We start from the raw sequence: 17,614 nt of genomic DNA on the forward strand, positions 1-17,614 counted from the left end.
CCGCCTGGCCTTGCCCCGTTTCGATGAACTCCCCCGCCCTGCCGAACCCCGCCCCGCACTGGCACCAGCCGCTTTCCGCCGCCGTCCGCCAGATCGCGAAGGCAGCCGCCTTCGTGGCCTTGGGTTTCGGCTCCGCGGCGCATGCGGCGAGCATCCGCCTCGAAGACGACCGCGGCACCACGCTCGAACTGCAGGCGCCGGCGCGGCGCATCGTGTCGCTGATGCCCTCGCTCACCGAAACGGTGTGCGCACTCGACGCCTGCGACCGGCTGGTGGGCATCGACCGCCATGCCAACTGGCCGGCCTCGGTGAAGGGCCTGCCGCAGGTGGGCGGCATCGACGACGCGAACATCGAGCGCATCGTGGCCCTCAAGCCCGACCTGGTGCTGCTGCGCCCCCGCAGCCGCGCCGCCGAGCCGCTGGAGCGTCTTGGCATCAAGGTGCTGGCGCTCGACGCCAAGACCCATGCCGACCTGCGCCGCGTGATGGAAACCGTGGCCCGCGCCACCGGCCGTCCGGGCACGGGCGAGGCCTACTGGCGCAAGCTCGACGCAGGGCTGGACGCCGCCCGGGCCCGCGTGCCGGCCGGCTGGCAGGGCCGGCGGGTGTATTTCGAGGTGCATGGCGGCATGGCGGCGGCCAGCGAAAGCTCCTTCATCGGCGAAACCCTGGCCCGCCTGGGGCTGGGCAACGCGGTGTCGGGCACGCTGGGACCGTTTCCCAAGATGAGCCCCGAGTTCGTGGTGCGCGCCAACCCCGACGTGCTGATGGTCTCGGCGCTGGGCGAAATCTCTGCCATGGCCGCACGGCCCGGCTGGTCGGCCATGTCGGCCATCCAGCGCGGGCGGGTCTGCAGCTTCGCCTCGGCGCGCTTCGACCTGATGATGCGCCCCGGCCCCCGGCTGGACGAGGCGGCCGACGCCATCGTGGCCTGCCTGGCCTCGCTGGGCGAGCCCCGACCCTGACCCGCGGCTGGCGGCCCTGAGGCTGCCGCGCATCGGACCCTATGTCCTTTGCTGTTTCTCGCCATGGTCCTCTGAAGTACCATTTCCGGACTTTGACCCCTGCCGCCGCCCTTCCGCCCCCCATGCTCCCAGTTGCCGGCGTCGATACCGATGAAGCCATTGCGCGGGACGTGGCGGCCATCGGGCGCATCAGCGCGGTGCCTTCGCTGCTCAAGGTCATCTGCCAGAACACCGGCATGGGCTTTGCCGCCGTGGCACGCGTGACCGACGGCACCTGGACCGCCTGCGCGGTGGAAGACACCATCCAGTTCGGCTTGAAGCCCGGCGGGCAGTTGCAGGTGGGCACCACGCTGTGCAGCGAATCGCGCATGGCCCGGCTGCCGGTGGTGATCGACCACGCCAGCACCGACCCGGTGTACTTCAACCACCACACGCCGCGCCTGTACAACATCGAGAGCTACATCTCGGTGCCCATCATCCACAGCAACGGCGAGTACTTTGGCAACCTGTGCGCCATCGACCCGCGCCCGGCCGTGGTGTCCGACGCGCGGGTGGTGGCGATGTTCACCGCTTTCGCCGAACTGATCGCGCTGCAGCTGGAAAACGAAGACCGCCAGGAGCGCATGGAAACCGCCCTGCAGTCCGAGCGCGCCACGGCCGAGTTGCGCGAGCAGTTCATCGCGGTGCTGGGGCACGACCTGCGCAACCCGCTGTCGGCCGTGGGCGCAACGGCCGAGCTGCTGGTGCGCCGCAGCGCGGAACCCGACCTCGTCAAGCTCGGCACCCGGCTGAAGGCCAGCACACGGCGCATGTCGGGGCTGATCGACGACGTGCTCGACTTCGCGCGCGTGCGGCTCGGCTCGGGCATGAGCCTGACGATCCGCGAGGCCGACTTCCTGGCCTCCGGCCTGAAGGACGTCATCGACGAAGTGCGCGCGGCCAACCCGAAGCTCGACATTCGCGACGACATCGCCATCAACGGCGCGGTGCGCTGCGACCAGGGCCGCATCCAGCAGGTGCTGTCCAACCTGCTCGGCAACGCGGTGACGCACGGCGCGCAAGACCAGCCCATCACCGTGCGAGCCGCCATGGAAGACGACAAGCTGGTGCTCTCGGTGATCAACGGCGGCCCGCCCATTCCCGCGGACGACCTGGCGAAGATCTTCCAGCCCTACTGGCGGCCCGCGCACAGCAAGCCCGGTGGCGGACTGGGGCTGGGCCTGTACATTGCCTCGGAAATCGTCGCCGGGCATGGCGGTACGCTGCAGGTCACGTCCAGCGCTGCCGACGGCACCCGGTTCCTGGCGACGCTGCCCACCGCATGAGCGAATCCCCCGTTTTTTCTTTTTCCCCATGAAGCATCGCAAGCAGACCTCGTCCACTCCTTTCATCCGGGTGGGCCCCAGCGGCGTGCACGGCCTGGGCGCCTTCGCCACGCGCGACCTGCCGGGCGAAGCCTTCCTGGGCCTGTACGAAGGCCGCCGCTACACCAAGGCCGAGATCGCCACCAAGGCCTGGGACGACCAGCTGACCTACCTGTTCACGCTGACGAACCAGGAAACCATCGACGGCGCCAAGGGCGGCAACGCCACGCGGCACCTGAATCACTCGTGCGAGCCGAATTGCGAGGCGGTCGAGGAATACGACGAAGGCGGCGAGCTGGTGCTCAAGTTCCAGACGCTGGTGGCGGTGGATGCGGGCGACGAGCTGTTCATCGACTATTCGCTCACGGCGGACGACGGCTCGCCGCCGTCGAAGTACCCGTGCCATTGCGGCTCGGCGAACTGCCGCGGGACGATGCTGGCGGCGCCCGAGGAAGCGGTGGCACCCCCGACGCCGTGAGCCGCAGCGAGCGGCCGCCCGCCCGAGGGCACGCTGCGCAACAGCGCCGTGTTCAGGGCGACTCGCTCTTGAGCTGACGCAGTTGCTCCTCGGCGCGTTCGAGCTGTGCGCGCAGCGACCTGATGTCCTGCTCCAGCTTGTCGATGCGCGCCGCGCGGCTGCCGGCCGGTGCCGGCGTCTTGCACCGTGCCTGCAGCGCGCCCAGCGCTTCGGCCAACTGCTGCCGGCGCAGCATCTGGCCCCGCGAACGGGCCAGATCGATGTCACGCTCGAGCGATGCCTCTTCTGCCTGGCAGGCCGCAGCGTCCGGCACCGCCGCGGGTTGGGCGAAAGCGGGCATCGCCACGGTCAATGCAAGGAACAGGAAGCAGGTTTTGAAGCGCATGCCGCACGGTAACGCAACGGCGATGCAAAACGCCGGTCAGCCCTACACGGTGAGGTAGCGCGCGTCCCACCGCGCCGCGAGTTGCCGCGCACGGTGCAGCGGCAGGCGGGCCGCCTCGAAGTCGACCACGCAGGCGACGTCGGCGGCCTCCGGGCGCTGCGGGCTTTCGCTGGAGCGGCCGTCGGTCAGCAGCCACAGCCAGCGCTGGCGCGACTCGCTCTTCGCCAGCAACTGCCCGGCGCGTTGCACGCCCAGCGCCAGCGGCGTGCCGCCCCCGGCCGCGAGGGGCGCGACCCAGTCGTCGTTCCAGGCACTGGCGCGGCGCGGCGGCAGGCGCAGCTCGACCACCTCGCCGGCAAAGCACAGCAGCGCGACATGGTCGCGGCGCTGGTAGGCCTCCTGCATCAGCGCGAGCAGCAGGCCCTTGGCGCGCGCAAGGTTGCCATCGTTGCGCATCGAGGCCGAGCAGTCGAGCAGCAGGCAATGCAGCGTGCCGCTGCGTGCCTGCTGCGGACGACGGCGCAGGTGCTCGGGACGCATTGGCGCTGCGCCACGGGCCGCGAAGGTGCGCGGCCAATCGAAGGCCGTGCCCAACGTGGCGGGGCCATGCCATGCGTCCCTTTGCGAGCCCTGCCTCCGGTCACCCTGGCGTGCGCCAGCGGGTGCGGTGTTCCGGAGGCTCAGGCTTTTTTTGCGGCGGCCTGCTGCGCGGAGATCAGCGGGCGCAGCGGCTTCACGCGCTCGATGCCTACAGGCTCGGGGGGCATGGCGCCCCAATCGTTGTCGTTGTCGTTGTCGTTGTTGCCGCTGTCGTTGTTGCCGCCGGTGTTGTTCGCGGCCGCGTCTGTGTTCTCTTTGGCGGCTTGACTGGCGGGAGCCGGAGCCGCGGCCGGTGGCGCGCCCTCGGTGCCGGGCTTGCGCCGGTGCAGCAGCACCGCCTGCGCCACGCGCTGCACATGCGCGCCGGAGATCGACGCCGCACCGTCCCACGCCGCCAGTGCGCGGGCGGAGCGCAGCATCACCAGGTCGGCACGCAGGCCGTCGACGCCGGCCTCGATGCACAGCGTGCTCACCGCTTCATGCACCGCATCGCCATAGGGCAGCGCCGACGCATCGGCCACCAGCGCCCGTGCGCGCACCAGCGCCGCCGCCAGCTCGGCCTCTTCCTGCGCGTGCTTCGCGCGAAAGCCCTGCGGGTCGGCATCGAAGGCCAGCCGCGCGCGCACGATGGCCTGGCGTTCGGCCGCGTCCTCGATGTTGCGCAGCTGCACGCACAGGCCGAAGCGGTCGAGCAGCTGCGGGCGCAGCGTGCCCTCTTCCGGGTTCATGGTGCCGACCAGCACGAAGCGCGCGGCATGCCGGTGAGAAATGCCGTCGCGCTCCACCACGTTCACGCCGCTGGCAGCCGCATCGAGCAGCGAGTCGATCAGCGCGTCGGGCAGCAGGTTGATTTCGTCCACGTACAGCACGCCCCCGTGTGCACGCGCCAGCAGGCCGGGCGCGAACTTGAGTTCATGGCCGGCCAGCGCCTGGCCCAGGTCGAGCGTGCCGACCAGGCTTTCCAGGCTCGCGCCCAGCGGCAGCGTGACGAAGGGCGCGCCCGGCAGCAGCTCGGCCAGGGCGCGCGCCGCCGTGGTCTTGGCGGTGCCGCGCGGGCCTTCGATGAGCACGCCGCCCAGGCCGGGGTCGACCGCGGCCAGCAGCAGCGCCTGGCGCAGCAGCGGTTGCCCGGCAATGGCGGCAAAGGGAAAAGGCACCGGCATCGGGGCGGCTGAGGTCATCGGGGGAGTCCTTCCATCTGCTGCTCGTGGTCGAGCAGCAGGTTTTCCAACTGGTTCTTGTAGTCGCCGGGCTGCTGCCACAGGCCGCGCTGCATGGCCTCCAGCAGCCGGCTCAGCATGTCGTGCAGCGCGCGCGGGTTGTGTTCGCTCACGAAGTCGCGCGTGGCCGCGTCGAGCACGTAGGCGTCGGCCACCATCGCGTACTGGTGGTCGCCGACCACGCGCGCGGTGGCGTCGAAGCCGAACAGATAGTCCACCGTGGCGGCCATCTCGAAGGCGCCCTTGTAGCCGTGGCGCTTCACGCCGTCGATCCACTTGGGGTTGACCACGCGCGAGCGGATCACGCGGCTGATTTCTTCCTTCAGCGTGCGCACGCGCGGTGCCTGCGGATTGCCGTGGTCGCCGTGGTACATGGCCGGCTGCTGCCCGCTCAGGTGTCGCACGGCGGCGGCCATGCCGCCCTGGAACTGGTAGTAGTCGTTGGAGTCGAGCAGGTCGTGCTCGCGGCTGTCCTGGTTCTGCATGACGACGTTCATGGCGCGCAGGCGGCGCACCAGCGCGTCGGCCGCCGGCACGCCGTCGCTGCCCTGCCCGTAGGCATGGGCGCTGCCGCCCACGTAGGCCCTGGACAGGTCCTCGTCGGTCTGCCAGTCGCCCTGGTCGAACAGCGGCTGCAGGCCCGAGCCGTAGCTGCCCGGCGCCGAGCCGAACACGCGCCAGCCGGCCTGCAGGCGCGCGGCCTCGGGGGTTGCGCCCTGCGCCTGCAGCGCAGCGGCCTCGCGCAGGATGCGCGCGCGAATCGGGTTGCGCTCGGCGCCCTCGTCTTCCTGCGCGGCCACGGCCTGCACGGCGGCGTCGAACATCTGCACGGCATTGGGAAAGGCGTCGCGGAAGAAGCCCGAGATGCGCAGCGTGACGTCGATGCGCGGACGGCCGATGCCCACCGTGGGCAGCACCTCGAAGTCGACCACGCGCTGGCTGCCCGGCGCCCACTTGGGCCGCACGCCGATGAGCGCGAACGCCTGCGCCAGGTCGTCGCCGCCGGTGCGCATGGTGGCCGTGCCCCACACCGACAGGCCCATGGCCACCGGGTAGTCGCCGTGCTCCTGCAGGTGGCGCTCGACCAGCTGCGCGGCGGACTTCAGGCCCAGCATCCAGGCGGTGGGCGTGGGAATGGCGCGGGTGTCTACCGCGTAGAAGTTGCGCCCGGTGGGCAGCACGTCGGGCCGGCCGCGCGAGGGCGAGCCGCTCGGGCCCGGGGGCACGAAGCGGCCTTGCAGCGCGCGCAGCAGTTGGCGCAGCTCTTGCGGTCCGCAGGCGTCGAGCGCGGGTGCGAGGCTGCGTTCGATGCGGCGCATGACGGCGGCGGTCTGTGTCAGTTCCTGGGGGCAAGCGCCCTTTTCCAGCAACTGCTGCGCGAGCAACTCCAGCCGCTCGCGCGTATCGCCCTGGTGCCGCCATGCCTCCTTGCTGACCGACAGCAGCAGCGCGGGACGCGCGCCCTGCCAGGGCCTGGCCGCATCGATGTCGAGCGGGTCGAAGGCCTCGCCGGGCAGCAGGTCCTTCGCCAACGCGCCGAGCAGGCCCGCGTTGTCGCCCACACCGTCCAGCGCGGGATAGCGGGCCAGCGCCAGCAGCGTGTCGCGCCGAAGGCGCTCCTGCGGCGACGCGCCGAACACATGCAGCCCGTCGCGTATCTGCGTTTCCTTCAGCTCGCACAGGTAGGCATCGACGCGCGCGAGCACGGCGTCGTCTTCCGCTCCCGGCATGCCGAGTTCTTCGACCAGGTGCTGCGCGCGCACCGCCGCGAGGATCTGCGCGCGCAGCACCTTGGCGCGGCGCGCGTCGACCAGCAGCGCGTCGTAGTACTCGTCGACCTGGCGCTCCAGGTCCTGCAGCGGGCCGTGGTTCTCTGCCCGCGTGAGCGGCGGCATCAGGTGGTCGACGATGACCGCCTGCGTGCGCCGCTTGGCCTGCGCGCCTTCGCCCGGGTCGTTGACGATGAAGGGGTACACGTTGGGCAGCGGCCCCAGGATGGCGTCGGGCCAGCAGGCCTGCGACAGCGCCAGGCTCTTGCCGGGCAGCCATTCGAGGTTGCCGTGCTTGCCCACGTGCACCACCGCGTCGATGGCGAACACGTCGCGCAGCCAGAAATAGAAGGCGAGGTAGCTGTGCGGCGGCACCAGTTCGGCGTCGTGGTAGCTCGCGTAGTCGGCCACACCCAAGGTCCCCAGGGTGCCCAGCGCGCGCGCCGGCTGGATGCCGACGAACACGCGGCCCAGCCGCAGGCCGGCGATCATGAAGCGGCCCTGGCGCACCATCGGGTCTTGGTCGGGCGTGCCCCAGCGCGCGTCGATGGCGGCGGCCATGCCGTCGGGCAAGGCCGCCAGGCGTGCGTTGTAGTCGGCCAGCGCGTAGCTCTGCCACGCAGGGCGCGAGGCCCATTGTTCGGGGTCGTTGGCAATGCCTTGCTGCAGCGTGCGCATGAGCGCGTCGCCGTCTTCGGGCACGGCATCGGGCCCACCCACGACGTAGCCTTCGGCCTGCATCGCGCGCAGGATGGCGATGACCGAGGCCGGCGTGTCCAGCCCCACGCCGCTGCCGATGCGGCCTTCGCTGCCCGGGTAGTTGGCCAGGATCAGCGCGACGCGCTTGTCTTCGGCGCGCAGGCGGCGCAGCCTGCACCAGCGCCTCGCCAGCTCGGCCACGAAGGCGACGCGATCGGGCTCGGGCTGGTAGTTGACCACCTCGGTCTGCGTGAGTTCGCAGCGGTGCGACAGGCCCTTGAAGCTGATGGCGCGCGTGATGATGCGCCCGTCCATCTCGGGCAGCGCGATCTGCATCGCGATGTCTCGCGGGCGCAGGCCCTGGCTGTCGGCCAGCCAGTCTTCGCGGTTGCCGCCGCTCACGATCACCTGCAGCACCGGGGCGTCACCGGCCAGGACGATGCCTTCGCCTTCTGCGTCCTGCGCGCCCTGCCCCAGCGCCGCGAACGCCGTGGTGTTGAGCACCAGCTGCACCTCGTGCGCCGCGCACAGCTCGCGGAACGTCGACAGGCACAGCGGGTCTTTCAGCGAATCGAGTGCGACCGGCAACGGGTTGAGCCCCTCGGCGCTCAGCGCGGCGGCCATGGCGTCGAAGGCCACGGTGTTGCCCGACAGCAGGTGCGAGCGATAGAACACCAGCGCCACCACCGGTGCATCGGCGTGCCAGCCGGCGCGCAGGTCGTCGATGCCAGCCACGGTGTGCGCCGCGTTCATGCCGCCCATGCCGTGCGGCACATGCAGCGCCACCTGCGGCAGGCTGCGCGGCGGCAGCGGTGCCTGGCCATGGCCCAGGCCGTGGAAGGCCACCGCGCGCAGAAACTGCATCGCGTTGCCCGCGCCGCCGTTGCGGGTGTACTGCCACAGCTGGCGGCTCACCTCGCGCGGCACGGTGCCGCGCGCGAGCAGGTCTTCGTCCTCCTGCAGGTCGCCGGAGAACATGGCGAGCTGCTGGCCTTTGCGCTTCGCGAGCTTCTCCAGCTGCTGCAGCCCGTAGGCCCAGGCCGACTCGGCCCCCAGGTGGTCGACCACCACCACGCGCGCGTGTTGCAGCACCTCGTCGATGTACAGGTCGAGCGAGGCCGGCTGCTTCAGGTACATGAGGTTGGCCAGCCGCAGCGACGGGTAGCCGGGGTCGGTGGCCGCCAGTGCCGTGCGCGCCGCCGCGAGCAGCGCGAGCGTGGTGTCGGCCGAGCTGAGCACCACGATGTCGCCCGGCGTCTGGTCGAGCCGGGTGACGACGCTGTCGTCCTCGACGAAGCGGCCGGGCTGGGTGCTCAGCAGGTGCATGCGTTCAGCCTGTCGCGCGTCAGGCCGGAACGGCACTCACCTCGTCGAGCGCCTTGCGCAGCACCGCCTCGTCCAGGTCTTCACCGATGAACACGAGCCGGGTGCGCTGCGCCTCGCCGTCGCGCCAGCGGCGGTCGAAGTGGTGGTCGAAGCGGCGGCCCACGCCCTGCACCAGCAGGCGCATCGGCTTGCCGGGAATGGCGACGAAGCCCTTCACGCGGTAGATGGTGTGCTGCTCGACCAGCTGGTTCAGCACGGCCAGCAGGCGGTCGCGGTCCACCGGCGGCAGCTCGATGACGAGCGAGTCGAACTCGTCGTGGTCGTGCTCTTCCTCGTGGTCGTGGTGGCTTTCGCGCAGGTGGATGGTGGCCTCGGCGGCGCGGCCCTGGCCCAGCAGCAGCGCCAGCGGCAGCCGGCCTTCGGTGGCGGCGACGATCTTCACTTCGGGCGGCAGCTCTTCGCGCACCAGCGCCTCGACCTGCGCGCGCATGGCCTCGTCCATCAGGTCGGTCTTGTTCAGCACCACCAGGTCGGCGGCCGAGAGCTGGTCTTCGAACAGCTCGTGCAGCGGCGACTCGTGGTCGAGGTTGGGGTCGGCGCGGCGGGCCTGGTCAACGGCGGCGGGGTTTTCGGCGAACTGGCCCGAGGCGGCCGCCGGGCCGTCCACCACCGTGACCACCGAGTCGACGGTGAAGATGTTGGCGATGTCCGGCCACTGGAAGGCCTGCACCAGCGGCTTGGGCAGCGCCAGGCCCGAGGTTTCGATGATCACCGCGTCGATGTCGCCGCGCCGCTCGGCCAGCTGCAGCATCACGGGCAGGAACTCTTCCTGCACGGTGCAGCAGACGCAGCCGTTGGCCAGCTCGTACAGCGCGCCTTCGCGCTCGTTGCCTTCATCGTCGCAGCCGATGCCGCAACCGCGAAGAATTTCGCCGTCGATGCCGAGCTCGCCGAACTCGTTGACGATCACCGCGATGCGGCGGCCCTCGGCGTTGCCCAGGATGTGGCGCAGCAGCGTGGTCTTGCCGCTGCCGAGGAAGCCCGTGACGATGGTGACGGGGATCTTGGCGTTGCTTGCTTGTGTCATGGGAGATTTTGTTTTCAGCGGCCGGGCGGCCTAATGGCGACCGTGGCCACAGCGATGAATGGCAGGAGCGCCCGCGGCACTTGCCGGGGGCGCTCCCGAAAAGAGAAGCGAGGGGCCTGGCGAATCAGACGGCGCTGTACAGGCGGCGCTCGACGAAGGCAGTTCCCTGCAGACGGCGCCAGCCCTTGGCCGCCGCCAGCACGCCCAGGTCGACCAGCGGCTCGACCAGCACGACGGTCATGTAGGCCGCGCCGAAGCTGGCGATCTGGCTGAGATTCTCGAGCCCCGTGCCGCGCCCGAAGAGCGCCCAGAAGCCGACCCACACCACGATGCCGCCCTGGTAGGCCACCGACAGCTTGAAGGCCTGCTGGTAGCTGAGGTCCACATAGGCCACGTTTTTGGGAACGATTCGCTGCGCCAGCGCGGCCGTCGCGAACAGGGGCACCAGCAAGGTGGTGACGTTCATGCCGAACTGGGGAATGTCCTGCGGCTCGAAGAACAGGCCCTGGATGAGCAGCCCGCCCGCCAGGCCGATGGCCGCAGGCGCCAGGCCGAACACCAGCAGCAGCGTCGTGCCGAGGATCAGGTGCACCTCCGACACACCCACCGGGTGGTGCGGCAGCACCTCGAAGAAGCAGAACACCAGCGCCACGGCAATGGCCGAGCGCAACACCAGGGCGGCAGGGCCGTCCTTCATGAGGGTATCGAAGGCCACCTTGCCTGTGTAGGCCAGCGCGGCGGCGGCCGTCGCATAGCTGAGAAAAATCTTGGATCCGTCAACGAGACCTGGTTCGATGTGCATCGAGCACCTCCTGAAAATGCACCGCAGTGCGAAAGTTGATTGTTGGTTCAGGGGCTGGCTTGCGCAAGCCCCTTCGAGGCAGCCGCCCGCCCCGGCTTGCGCCGCAGCCGGCGCCAGCCGATCACCACGCCGCTGGCCGAGGCCACCGCGCCGACGATGGACAGCAGCCACAACACGAAGTCCCAGGCCGGCCGGTACTGGATGAGCCACGGAAAGTCGAGGCTGTGCGCGGCGTTGAACAGCCAGCGCCGCAGGCGCGAACTGCTGTCGTTGCTGCCCGCGACCTGGCCGCTGGCGGCGTCCACGTAGACCCAGGTGCGCGCCGGGTCGTCGAATTGCAGGCGCCACACGGGCAGCACGCGCTCACGGTGGTGGCCGTACCAGTGGAAGTCTTCGCGGGTCTGCAGCACGGCCTGCGTCACGGCGGCGCCGGGCCGCAGGCGGGCGGCGGCACGCAGGAGGTCTGGCTTGCCGATGACGGCCGGCGCGCCGCTGGCCGCATCGACCACGCGCACGCGCGCCTTCGCGTCGCGCAACTGCAGCAGCGGCTTGCCGTCGAACCACAGCAGCACGGCCTCGCGCGGTGCGCTCTCGCCCTCGCCCGACGGCAACGAGGCCGGCGGCCACGGGAACGGCGCCGTACCGGCCCCGGTGTAGCGCGCCATGTCGGCCGCATCGAGCGGCCCGCGCTGGAACCAGCCGTTGGGGTTCATCGAGAGCCAGCCGCTGATGATCCACGTCAGCACGAAAAAACCGCCGATCAGCCCGGCGATGTGGTGCCAGGCCATCCAGCCCGCGTAAGGCGTGACCGCCCCGTTGCGGAACCTGCGCCGCACACGCACCCGCAGGATGCCGATGACCATGCCCGTCACGGCCGAGACGATGCACGCCGCCGACAGCCACACCACCACGTCGTGCCACAGCGGCGGATCGGCGCGCAGCGGAGTGAAGTAGATCCAGTGCGGCACCGAGCCCAGCCAGTTCCAGAAACGCTCCGGGCGCGTGGTGTCGCGCACCACCTCGCCGTTGCGCTGCGACACGTACAGCTCGGTGCCGGCCGCGTCGTTCACCTCGATGCGGTGCAGCGGACGCAGCGGGTTCAGGCCCTGCGGCACGGTCCACTGGTCGCGCTCCAGCGTCTCCGCCCAGCGCGCACCGGCATGGCCGGAGAAGGCGCGTGCGATGGCCTCGGCCTGCGCGGCATCGACCGGGCCGTGCAGGTGCCCATCGCGCGCCGACACGGTGTGCCGGCCGCCGCGCGCATCGACGATGCGCCAGACCGGCCCGGCGTCGCTGCCGCCCTGCATCTCCAGCCCCATGCGCCGCGGGGGCTGCGCGCGCACGTCCTGCGGCAGCGCCTGCAGCGCTGTAGCGGGCGATACCTGCGCCTGCCCGAAGCGCAACGGTGCCAGCCCTGCCAGCCGTTCCTGGTCCGTGAGGTTGGGGTACCCCACGTACATCATCACCACGCCCGAGGCGAACCACATGACGAACAGCAGGCAGCCGCCGATGCCCAGCCACCGGTGCGTCCAGTAGAGCCAGTGCCGGACGCGCGGCCAGGCGCGGCGCCATGCGGAGGTCATGCCGGAATTCATGCCGGATTTCAGAAGTCGACCAGCGCCGACAGCTCGAACGAGCGCGGCCGGCCCAGCAGCCACTGGTTGCCGCCGTTCGAGAACGACACCGGGTACTTGCGGTCGGCGAGGTTGTAGGCCCGCAGCGCCAGCTTGAGCGACGGGTTCGCCTGCCAGCTCACCGAGGCGTCGGCCACGGTGTACGAACCGATCCTGCGCGTGTTGGCCGCATCGACCTGGCGCGGGCCGACGTAGCGCACGCCGAAGGCGGCCTCCCACTGCGGCAGGAAGCGCCAGCCGAGCCACAGGTTGGCCGCCTCTTCGGGCACGCCGTTGGGCGTGTTGCCCGCGCGCGAGACCAGGCGGCCGTTCACGACCTCGTTGAAGTCCTCGTAGCGCGCGCGCAGCTTGGCAATATTGGCTTCGAGCCGCAGCGTGGAGGTGAGCGCCAGGTCGAGCGTGGCTTCCAGGCCCTCGGAGGACTGCTTGCCGACCTGCTGCGTCTTGTTCGGGTCGTTGGCGTCGCGCGAGAGCAGCTTGTTCTTCTCGATGCGGTAGGCCGCCACGGTCCAGGCGCCGCGGTTGTCGGCCAGCTGGCGCTTGTAGCCGACCTCCACTTGCTTGCCGGTGCTCAACTCGAAGGGCACCTGCGCGGCCGAGGTGCTGATCAGCGAAGTGAGCGGGTCGGCCGCGCGCGCCACCTGCGCGTAGTACGACTGCGACGCATCGGGCGCGTACACCACGCCGAGGCGGCCGGTGGCGTACTCGAAGGTCTTGCCCAGGTTGTTGGCGGCGTTCAGCAGGTCGGTGCGCGCGACCTTGGCATGGTCCCAGCGCAGGCTGCCCACCACCGACCATTGCTCGTTGAAGGCCAGCTTGTCTTCGGTGAAGAAGGCGTAGGTGTCGGTCTTGGTCTTGTAGCGCGGCGTGTAGGCCACGGGCGAGGCGTAGTAGCCGGGGTTGAACACGAACGGGTCGATCACCGAGCGCCCGCCGTAGGGCGAGTCGTTGCTGTGCTGGAAGTCGATGCGGTTCACGTCGAAGCCCACCAGCACCTGGTTGGCCAGCCCGAACACGCTGTGCTTGAAGGTGGCGTCGGTGCGGTTGCCGATCTGCTCCTGGTCGTGGCCGATCTCCAGGTAGTCGCCGCGCGTCACGCGGCGCGTGGTGGCGTTGAAGCTGTAGGTCTCGCTGTTGCGCCAGTGGCGCTTGCTCTCCAGGCGGTAGAGCTGGTTGCGCACGGTGACGGCGTCGTTCGGCGTCCACTGCGCGTCGAGCCGGGTCCATTTGTCGCGGTACTTGATTTCTGCGTCGTCCAGGTTGTAGTTCTGGCGCAGGGTCTGGCTGTTCAGGCGGCCGTCGATCAACGGCACGCCGTAGTAGCGCTGCGGGGTCTGGCGCCCTTCGTCGTGCGAGAGCGTGAACTGCAGCTGCGGCGACACGTCCAGGCGCACGGCCGCGCCCACAGCCAGGCTCTCGGCCTCGCCGCGCTGCATGAAGCCGTCGGTGGTGCGGTGGCTGATGTCGAAGCGGTACGACAGCTTGTCGTTGATGGCCCCCCCGCTGCCGAAGGCCGCCTGGCGGGTGGCGTCGGAGCCCAGCGTGAGCAGCGCCTCGTTCCGGATGGGGCCGCGCGTGGGCTTCCTGGGCACCACGTTGATGGCGCCGCCGATGGCACCTTCGCCGTACATCACCGAGGCCGCGCCGCGCAGCACTTCGATGCGGTCGACCGACCAGGTGTCGAACGGAAAGGTGACGGTGCCAGCGCCCGCATACAGGCGCGTGCCGTCGAACAGCTGCATCACCGAGCCGTGGCCCGTGAAGCCGCGTGCCGCCATCGCGGTGCCGCCGTTGCCGGGCCCGGGCGAGCCGGTGATGCCGGTGGCACGGGTGGCCGCGTCGACCACCGACACGTCGCCGCGCGCGCGGATGGTGTCACCCGTCAGCACCTCGATGCTGGCCGGCGTTTCCAGCGGCGTAAGGCCGAGCCGGCTGCCGGTGGACGTGGGCTCGTCGATGGCCAGCGGGGCCTGCCGGTCGGCCTCGATCCGTACCGGGTTCAGGGATGGGCTCTGGCTGGCGTCGGCCGCTTCAGCCGGCTGCGCAAGGGAAACGCAAGGCCCGAAGGCCAAGCCCAACCCCAGTGAAAGGCCTGAAAGGCGTGAAAGACCGGACAGCCGCGCCCGATGAAAGGGCACGCGCGTAACCGTGCCCGGGCGACTTCGCGCCCGTGTTGCTCGACCCATGTAGCTTCTCCTTCGGCCTGCGTCCCCGCAGGCTCACGACCGATAAAGGACGCGACGGGAGAGGCGAAAGGGCTGCCACGGTGAGCGCAAGCGCGAAGCGGCAGGCCCGGACACGCACTCCCGCTGCGTCCGAAGGCGGTTGCGAAGGCCGGTATCCGGGCTCGCGGAGCGCCGCTGTGTGCCGAATGGAGCACACGACGACCGAAACCCTCGCCTTCCCACGCCGAAGCGCAGTGACTGCCGAGCCTTCAAGAAAGAGGCTCGCGCGTAAGGATTTCCAGATCCGCTGACCGTTGCGGGGGCAGCGCAGGCTTTGACGCGTCTTGAACGACGCGGCGCACCTGCTTCCCGTTTAACCCCAGGGCCATGCGACATGGACCCGGGGCACCTTCGAACCGTGTTTGGGTGCAGTTATAAAAAGTTACCGCACCGAACCGGCGGGATTATAGGGAGCCGGGCGTGCCGTCGGGCCCGAACAGCCGCCGCATCATGGCCACGCCGGCCGCCAGCGCGTTCGAGTAGGTCGGATACGGCTGCAGCGCCGCTTCGAGGGGCGTGTAGACATGGGTGCGCTCGCCGGCCGCACCGGCCGCACCGGGAATTGCGGCGGGGTCGTCCACGGCTTCCATCAGCACCCAATAGAACTCGCCGACCTCCAGTTCGTGGATGGTGAGCGCGATGTTCCTGGGAGAGGGCATGGGCGGTATGAAAAGGGGCTGAGTGTTGAATGCCTGGAGGACGCGAGCCGTTGACAGCTACCGGGCTTCTCCTACAGAGCACACCGGTGGCCCGGCCTACTGTTTTACATGCAACCCGTCAGCGGGTCCCTGTTCTTTGCAAAACCTTCCCAGGAGGCAACATGAAACCCTTCAGCCTTGACCCGAGCATGCGGGCGACCATCGGCGGCGCGTTCTATCCGACGGGCTACTCGATGGTGATGTTCGCCAAACTGGAAGACGCCAGCCGCGTCGGCCAGCAGTTGATCGACAACGGCATGAGCGGCGACGACATCTTCCTGCTGCCGCCGCAGGCCGTGCTGTCGCAGATCACGCCGACCGTCGAACTCGCCGACGACCCGTTGCCGTCCGCCGGCACCGAAGGCGCCACCGTGCGTGCCTACACCAAGCTCGCGCAGGAAGGCCATGCCGCGCTGCTGGTCAAGACCGAGGACCGCGAAACCGCCGACAAGCTGATGGAGGCGGTGCGCACCGTGCCCTATGCCATGGCGCAGCGCTACCGCACCCTGGTCATCGAAGATCTCTGAACCCGGCGTGCCGGTGGGCGTGTGTATCAAGCCGGCACTGCCATCGACACGGCGCGCTGCACCACGTCGCGGGCCATGGCCTGTGCCAGTTCGTGTTCGCCGAGGAACACGGTGGCGGAGGTTTCCTGCGTGAGCAGGCGCGCCTCCTGCTCGTTGTGGCTGCGGATCACGGTCTGGATGGTGGGATTGAGCGTGCGCGCGGTTTCCATCATCTGGCGCACGTTGATGGCGTCGGGCGTGGCCACCACCAGCACCCGGGCGCGCGCAATGTGCGCCTGGATCAGCACCGCCGGATCGGCCGCATCGCCCCACACGGCCGGGGTGCCCGCCTCGCGCAGTTTTTCGACCAGCTCGCGGTTCTGCTCGGCCACCACGTAGGGAATGTCGTGCGCGTCGAGTTCCTGCGCAATGCGCCGGCCGACCCGGCCGTAGCCCACCAGCACCACCTGCCGCGACAGGTACTTGGCCTCGGTGGTGAGGGGCAGCTCGGCCAGCGGATCGTCGCGCGACTCCAGCCCGCGGGCGAACGACGAATGGGCGTGCAGCCACTTCTGCATGGGCACGATCAGGCTGAACCACAGCGGATTGGTGGCAATGGAAATGAGCGCCCCAGCCAACACCAGGCTCTGCCCTTCCACGGGCAGCAGCCCGAGCGACACGCCCAGCCCGGCCAGGATGAACGAGAACTCGCCGATCTGCGCCAGGCTGGCACTGACGGTGAGCGCCGTGCCCAGCGGGTAGCGAAACACCAGCACCAGCGCGCAGGCCGCAAGCGACTTGCCCAGCACGATGACCAGCACCACGGCCAGCACCTGCAGGGGCCGCTCGATCAGCACCGAGGGGTCGAACAGCATACCGACCGACACGAAGAACAGCACGGCGAAAGCGTCGCGCAGCGGCAGCGACTCCTGCGCGGCGCGGTGGCTGAATTCGGACTCGCGCATCACCATGCCGGCGAAGAAGGCGCCCAGCGCGAAGGACACGCCGAACAGCGCCGCCGACGCAAAGGCGATGCTCACGGCCGCGGCCACCACGCACAGCGTGAACAGCTCGCGCGAGCCGGTGCGCGTGACCTGCCAAAGAATCCAGGGGAACACGCGCCGCCCGACGACGAGCATCAGCGCCACGAAGCCGCCAACCTGCAGCAGGGTGAGGCCCAGGGTTTGCCACAGCGGATCGGCCGGGCCGGACTGGGCGCTCTGCCCGCCCAGGGTGCCGGCCAGCGGCGGCATGAGCACCAGCACCAGCACCATGGCCAGGTCTTCGACCACGAGCCAGCCGATGGCGATGCGCCCGGTGAACGAATCGAGAATGCCCAGGCTTTCCAGGGCGCGCAGCAGCACCACGGTGCTGGCCACCGACAGCGCGAGCCCGAACACCAGCGCCTGCCCCCAGCTCCAGCCCCACCACAGGGCGAGCCCTCCGCCGAGCAGGGTGGCGACGGCAATCTGCGCGAGCGCGCCGGGCAGCGCGATCTTGCGCACGGCGAGCAGGTCGTCCAGGGAAAAATGCAGGCCCACGCCGAACATGAGCAGCATGACGCCGATTTCGGCCAGCTGCGCCGCAATGCTCGCGTCGGCAACGAAACCGGGTGTGAAGGGGCCGATGATCACGCCGGCGAGCAGGTAGCCGACGAGCGCGGGCAGCCGCAGCCTGGCCGCCAGGAACCCGAACACGAGCGCCAGCCCGAGCCCGGCGGCGATCGTGTTGATGAGGGAAACGCTGTGGGGCATCGCTGCATTTTGCAGGAACGATGTCTACCCCTTCGTGTCAACCGGCCATCTGGTTGACTCTGCCGGTCGTTGTGCTACGCCGGTCGTGCGGCGTTACTTGAG

General features: G+C 70.0%; 14 protein-coding genes and 1 riboswitch. Of the genes, 4 read left to right on the forward strand and 10 right to left on the reverse strand.

Features of this window, described 5'->3' with window-relative positions; translation table 11 throughout:
- The first annotated feature begins 23 nt into the window (after nucleotides 1–23).
- The 3 genes from ACSFBM_RS09545 to ACSFBM_RS09555 all read left to right on the forward strand — a co-directional run bounded on the left by ACSFBM_RS09545 (nucleotide 24) and on the right by ACSFBM_RS09555 (nucleotide 2,807).
- A complete protein-coding gene (locus tag ACSFBM_RS09545) occupies nucleotides 24–965 on the forward strand; it encodes an ABC transporter substrate-binding protein (protein ID WP_435484130.1) in 942 nt (313 codons plus the stop codon).
- A gap of 122 nt (nucleotides 966–1,087) precedes the next feature.
- Nucleotides 1,088–2,290, forward strand: coding sequence for a GAF domain-containing sensor histidine kinase (locus ACSFBM_RS09550; RefSeq protein WP_435484131.1), 1,203 nt, complete (start codon nucleotides 1,088–1,090; stop codon nucleotides 2,288–2,290).
- Nucleotides 2,291–2,318: 28 nt separating this feature from the next.
- A complete protein-coding gene (locus tag ACSFBM_RS09555; protein WP_435484132.1) occupies nucleotides 2,319–2,807 on the forward strand; it encodes an SET domain-containing protein in 489 nt (162 codons plus the stop codon).
- 52 nt (nucleotides 2,808–2,859) lie between these two features.
- Here the strand turns inward: ACSFBM_RS09555 and ACSFBM_RS09560 are convergent, their stop codons facing one another.
- The 9 genes from ACSFBM_RS09560 to ACSFBM_RS09600 form a co-directional block, all read right to left on the reverse strand.
- Complete coding sequence (locus ACSFBM_RS09560; protein ID WP_435484133.1) at nucleotides 2,860–3,147, reverse strand: DUF1090 family protein; 288 nt, start codon at nucleotides 3,145–3,147, stop codon at nucleotides 2,860–2,862.
- Between the two features lie 87 nt (nucleotides 3,148–3,234).
- Nucleotides 3,235–3,732: a vWA domain-containing protein gene (locus ACSFBM_RS09565; RefSeq protein ID WP_435484134.1), complete on the reverse strand. Its 498-nt coding sequence runs from the start codon at nucleotides 3,730–3,732 to the stop codon at nucleotides 3,235–3,237.
- Nucleotides 3,733–3,872: 140 nt separating this feature from the next.
- Nucleotides 3,873–4,973 (reverse strand): magnesium chelatase ATPase subunit I, encoded by a 1,101-nt coding sequence (locus ACSFBM_RS09570; protein WP_435484135.1) that lies wholly within the window; start codon nucleotides 4,971–4,973, stop codon nucleotides 3,873–3,875.
- Nucleotides 4,970–8,806, reverse strand: a complete 3,837-nt coding sequence (gene cobN, locus ACSFBM_RS09575; protein ID WP_435484136.1) for a cobaltochelatase subunit CobN — start codon at nucleotides 8,804–8,806, stop codon at nucleotides 4,970–4,972. Before cobN ends, ACSFBM_RS09570 begins: the two co-directional genes overlap by 4 nt.
- 19 nt (nucleotides 8,807–8,825) lie before the next feature.
- A complete protein-coding gene (cobW, locus tag ACSFBM_RS09580; protein ID WP_435484137.1) occupies nucleotides 8,826–9,893 on the reverse strand; it encodes a cobalamin biosynthesis protein CobW in 1,068 nt (355 codons plus the stop codon).
- 124 nt (nucleotides 9,894–10,017) lie between these two features.
- Entirely contained in the window at nucleotides 10,018–10,695 is a 678-nt protein-coding gene (locus ACSFBM_RS09585) for an energy-coupling factor ABC transporter permease (RefSeq protein ID WP_435484138.1), read from the reverse strand.
- Between the two features lie 47 nt (nucleotides 10,696–10,742).
- Complete coding sequence (locus ACSFBM_RS09590) at nucleotides 10,743–12,278, reverse strand: PepSY domain-containing protein (RefSeq protein WP_435484139.1); 1,536 nt, start codon at nucleotides 12,276–12,278, stop codon at nucleotides 10,743–10,745.
- A 20-nt stretch (nucleotides 12,279–12,298) separates the two neighbouring features.
- Nucleotides 12,299–14,401 (reverse strand): TonB-dependent receptor, encoded by a 2,103-nt coding sequence (locus ACSFBM_RS09595; RefSeq protein WP_435484140.1) that lies wholly within the window; start codon nucleotides 14,399–14,401, stop codon nucleotides 12,299–12,301.
- Nucleotides 14,402–14,644: 243 nt separating this feature from the next.
- Nucleotides 14,645–14,921: riboswitch (cobalamin riboswitch) on the reverse strand.
- A gap of 37 nt (nucleotides 14,922–14,958) precedes the next feature.
- The gene (locus tag ACSFBM_RS09600) at nucleotides 14,959–15,213 is read right to left on the reverse strand and encodes a hypothetical protein (protein ID WP_435484141.1); all 255 of its coding nucleotides are present in this window, start codon (nucleotides 15,211–15,213) and stop codon (nucleotides 14,959–14,961) included.
- 161 nt (nucleotides 15,214–15,374) lie between these two features.
- Here ACSFBM_RS09600 and ACSFBM_RS09605 point away from each other — a divergent pair, with 161 nt between their 5' ends.
- Nucleotides 15,375–15,779, forward strand: coding sequence for a hypothetical protein (locus tag ACSFBM_RS09605; protein ID WP_435484142.1), 405 nt, complete (start codon nucleotides 15,375–15,377; stop codon nucleotides 15,777–15,779).
- A 26-nt stretch (nucleotides 15,780–15,805) separates the two neighbouring features.
- Here the strand turns inward: ACSFBM_RS09605 and ACSFBM_RS09610 are convergent, their stop codons facing one another.
- Entirely contained in the window at nucleotides 15,806–17,512 is a 1,707-nt protein-coding gene (locus tag ACSFBM_RS09610) for a cation:proton antiporter domain-containing protein (protein WP_435484143.1), read from the reverse strand.
- Nucleotides 17,513–17,614 lie beyond the last annotated feature (102 nt).

Source organism: Variovorax pasteuri (assembly GCF_051216435.1).
Lineage (GTDB): Bacteria > Pseudomonadota > Gammaproteobacteria > Burkholderiales > Burkholderiaceae_C > Variovorax.

What these genes read in the sequence shown, in the direction of transcription:
- ACSFBM_RS09545 (WP_435484130.1), top strand. Translation starts at nt 24, where the DNA reads ATGAACTCCCCCGCCCTGCCGAACCCCGCCCCGCACTGGCACCAGCCG.
- ACSFBM_RS09550 (WP_435484131.1), top strand. Translation starts at nt 1,088, where the DNA reads ATGCTCCCAGTTGCCGGCGTCGATACCGATGAAGCCATTGCGCGGGAC.
- ACSFBM_RS09555 (WP_435484132.1), top strand. Translation starts at nt 2,319, where the DNA reads ATGAAGCATCGCAAGCAGACCTCGTCCACTCCTTTCATCCGGGTGGGC.
- ACSFBM_RS09560 (WP_435484133.1), bottom strand. Translation starts at nt 3,147, where the DNA reads ATGCCCGCTTTCGCCCAACCCGCGGCGGTGCCGGACGCTGCGGCCTGC.
- ACSFBM_RS09565 (WP_435484134.1), bottom strand. Translation starts at nt 3,732, where the DNA reads ATGCGTCCCGAGCACCTGCGCCGTCGTCCGCAGCAGGCACGCAGCGGC.
- ACSFBM_RS09570 (WP_435484135.1), bottom strand. Translation starts at nt 4,973, where the DNA reads ATGACCTCAGCCGCCCCGATGCCGGTGCCTTTTCCCTTTGCCGCCATT.
- cobN (WP_435484136.1), bottom strand. Translation starts at nt 8,806, where the DNA reads ATGCACCTGCTGAGCACCCAGCCCGGCCGCTTCGTCGAGGACGACAGC.
- cobW (WP_435484137.1), bottom strand. Translation starts at nt 9,893, where the DNA reads ATGACACAAGCAAGCAACGCCAAGATCCCCGTCACCATCGTCACGGGC.
- ACSFBM_RS09585 (WP_435484138.1), bottom strand. Translation starts at nt 10,695, where the DNA reads ATGCACATCGAACCAGGTCTCGTTGACGGATCCAAGATTTTTCTCAGC.
- ACSFBM_RS09590 (WP_435484139.1), bottom strand. Translation starts at nt 12,278, where the DNA reads ATGACCTCCGCATGGCGCCGCGCCTGGCCGCGCGTCCGGCACTGGCTC.
- ACSFBM_RS09600 (WP_435484141.1), bottom strand. Translation starts at nt 15,213, where the DNA reads ATGCCCTCTCCCAGGAACATCGCGCTCACCATCCACGAACTGGAGGTC.
- ACSFBM_RS09605 (WP_435484142.1), top strand. Translation starts at nt 15,375, where the DNA reads ATGAAACCCTTCAGCCTTGACCCGAGCATGCGGGCGACCATCGGCGGC.
- ACSFBM_RS09610 (WP_435484143.1), bottom strand. Translation starts at nt 17,512, where the DNA reads ATGCCCCACAGCGTTTCCCTCATCAACACGATCGCCGCCGGGCTCGGG.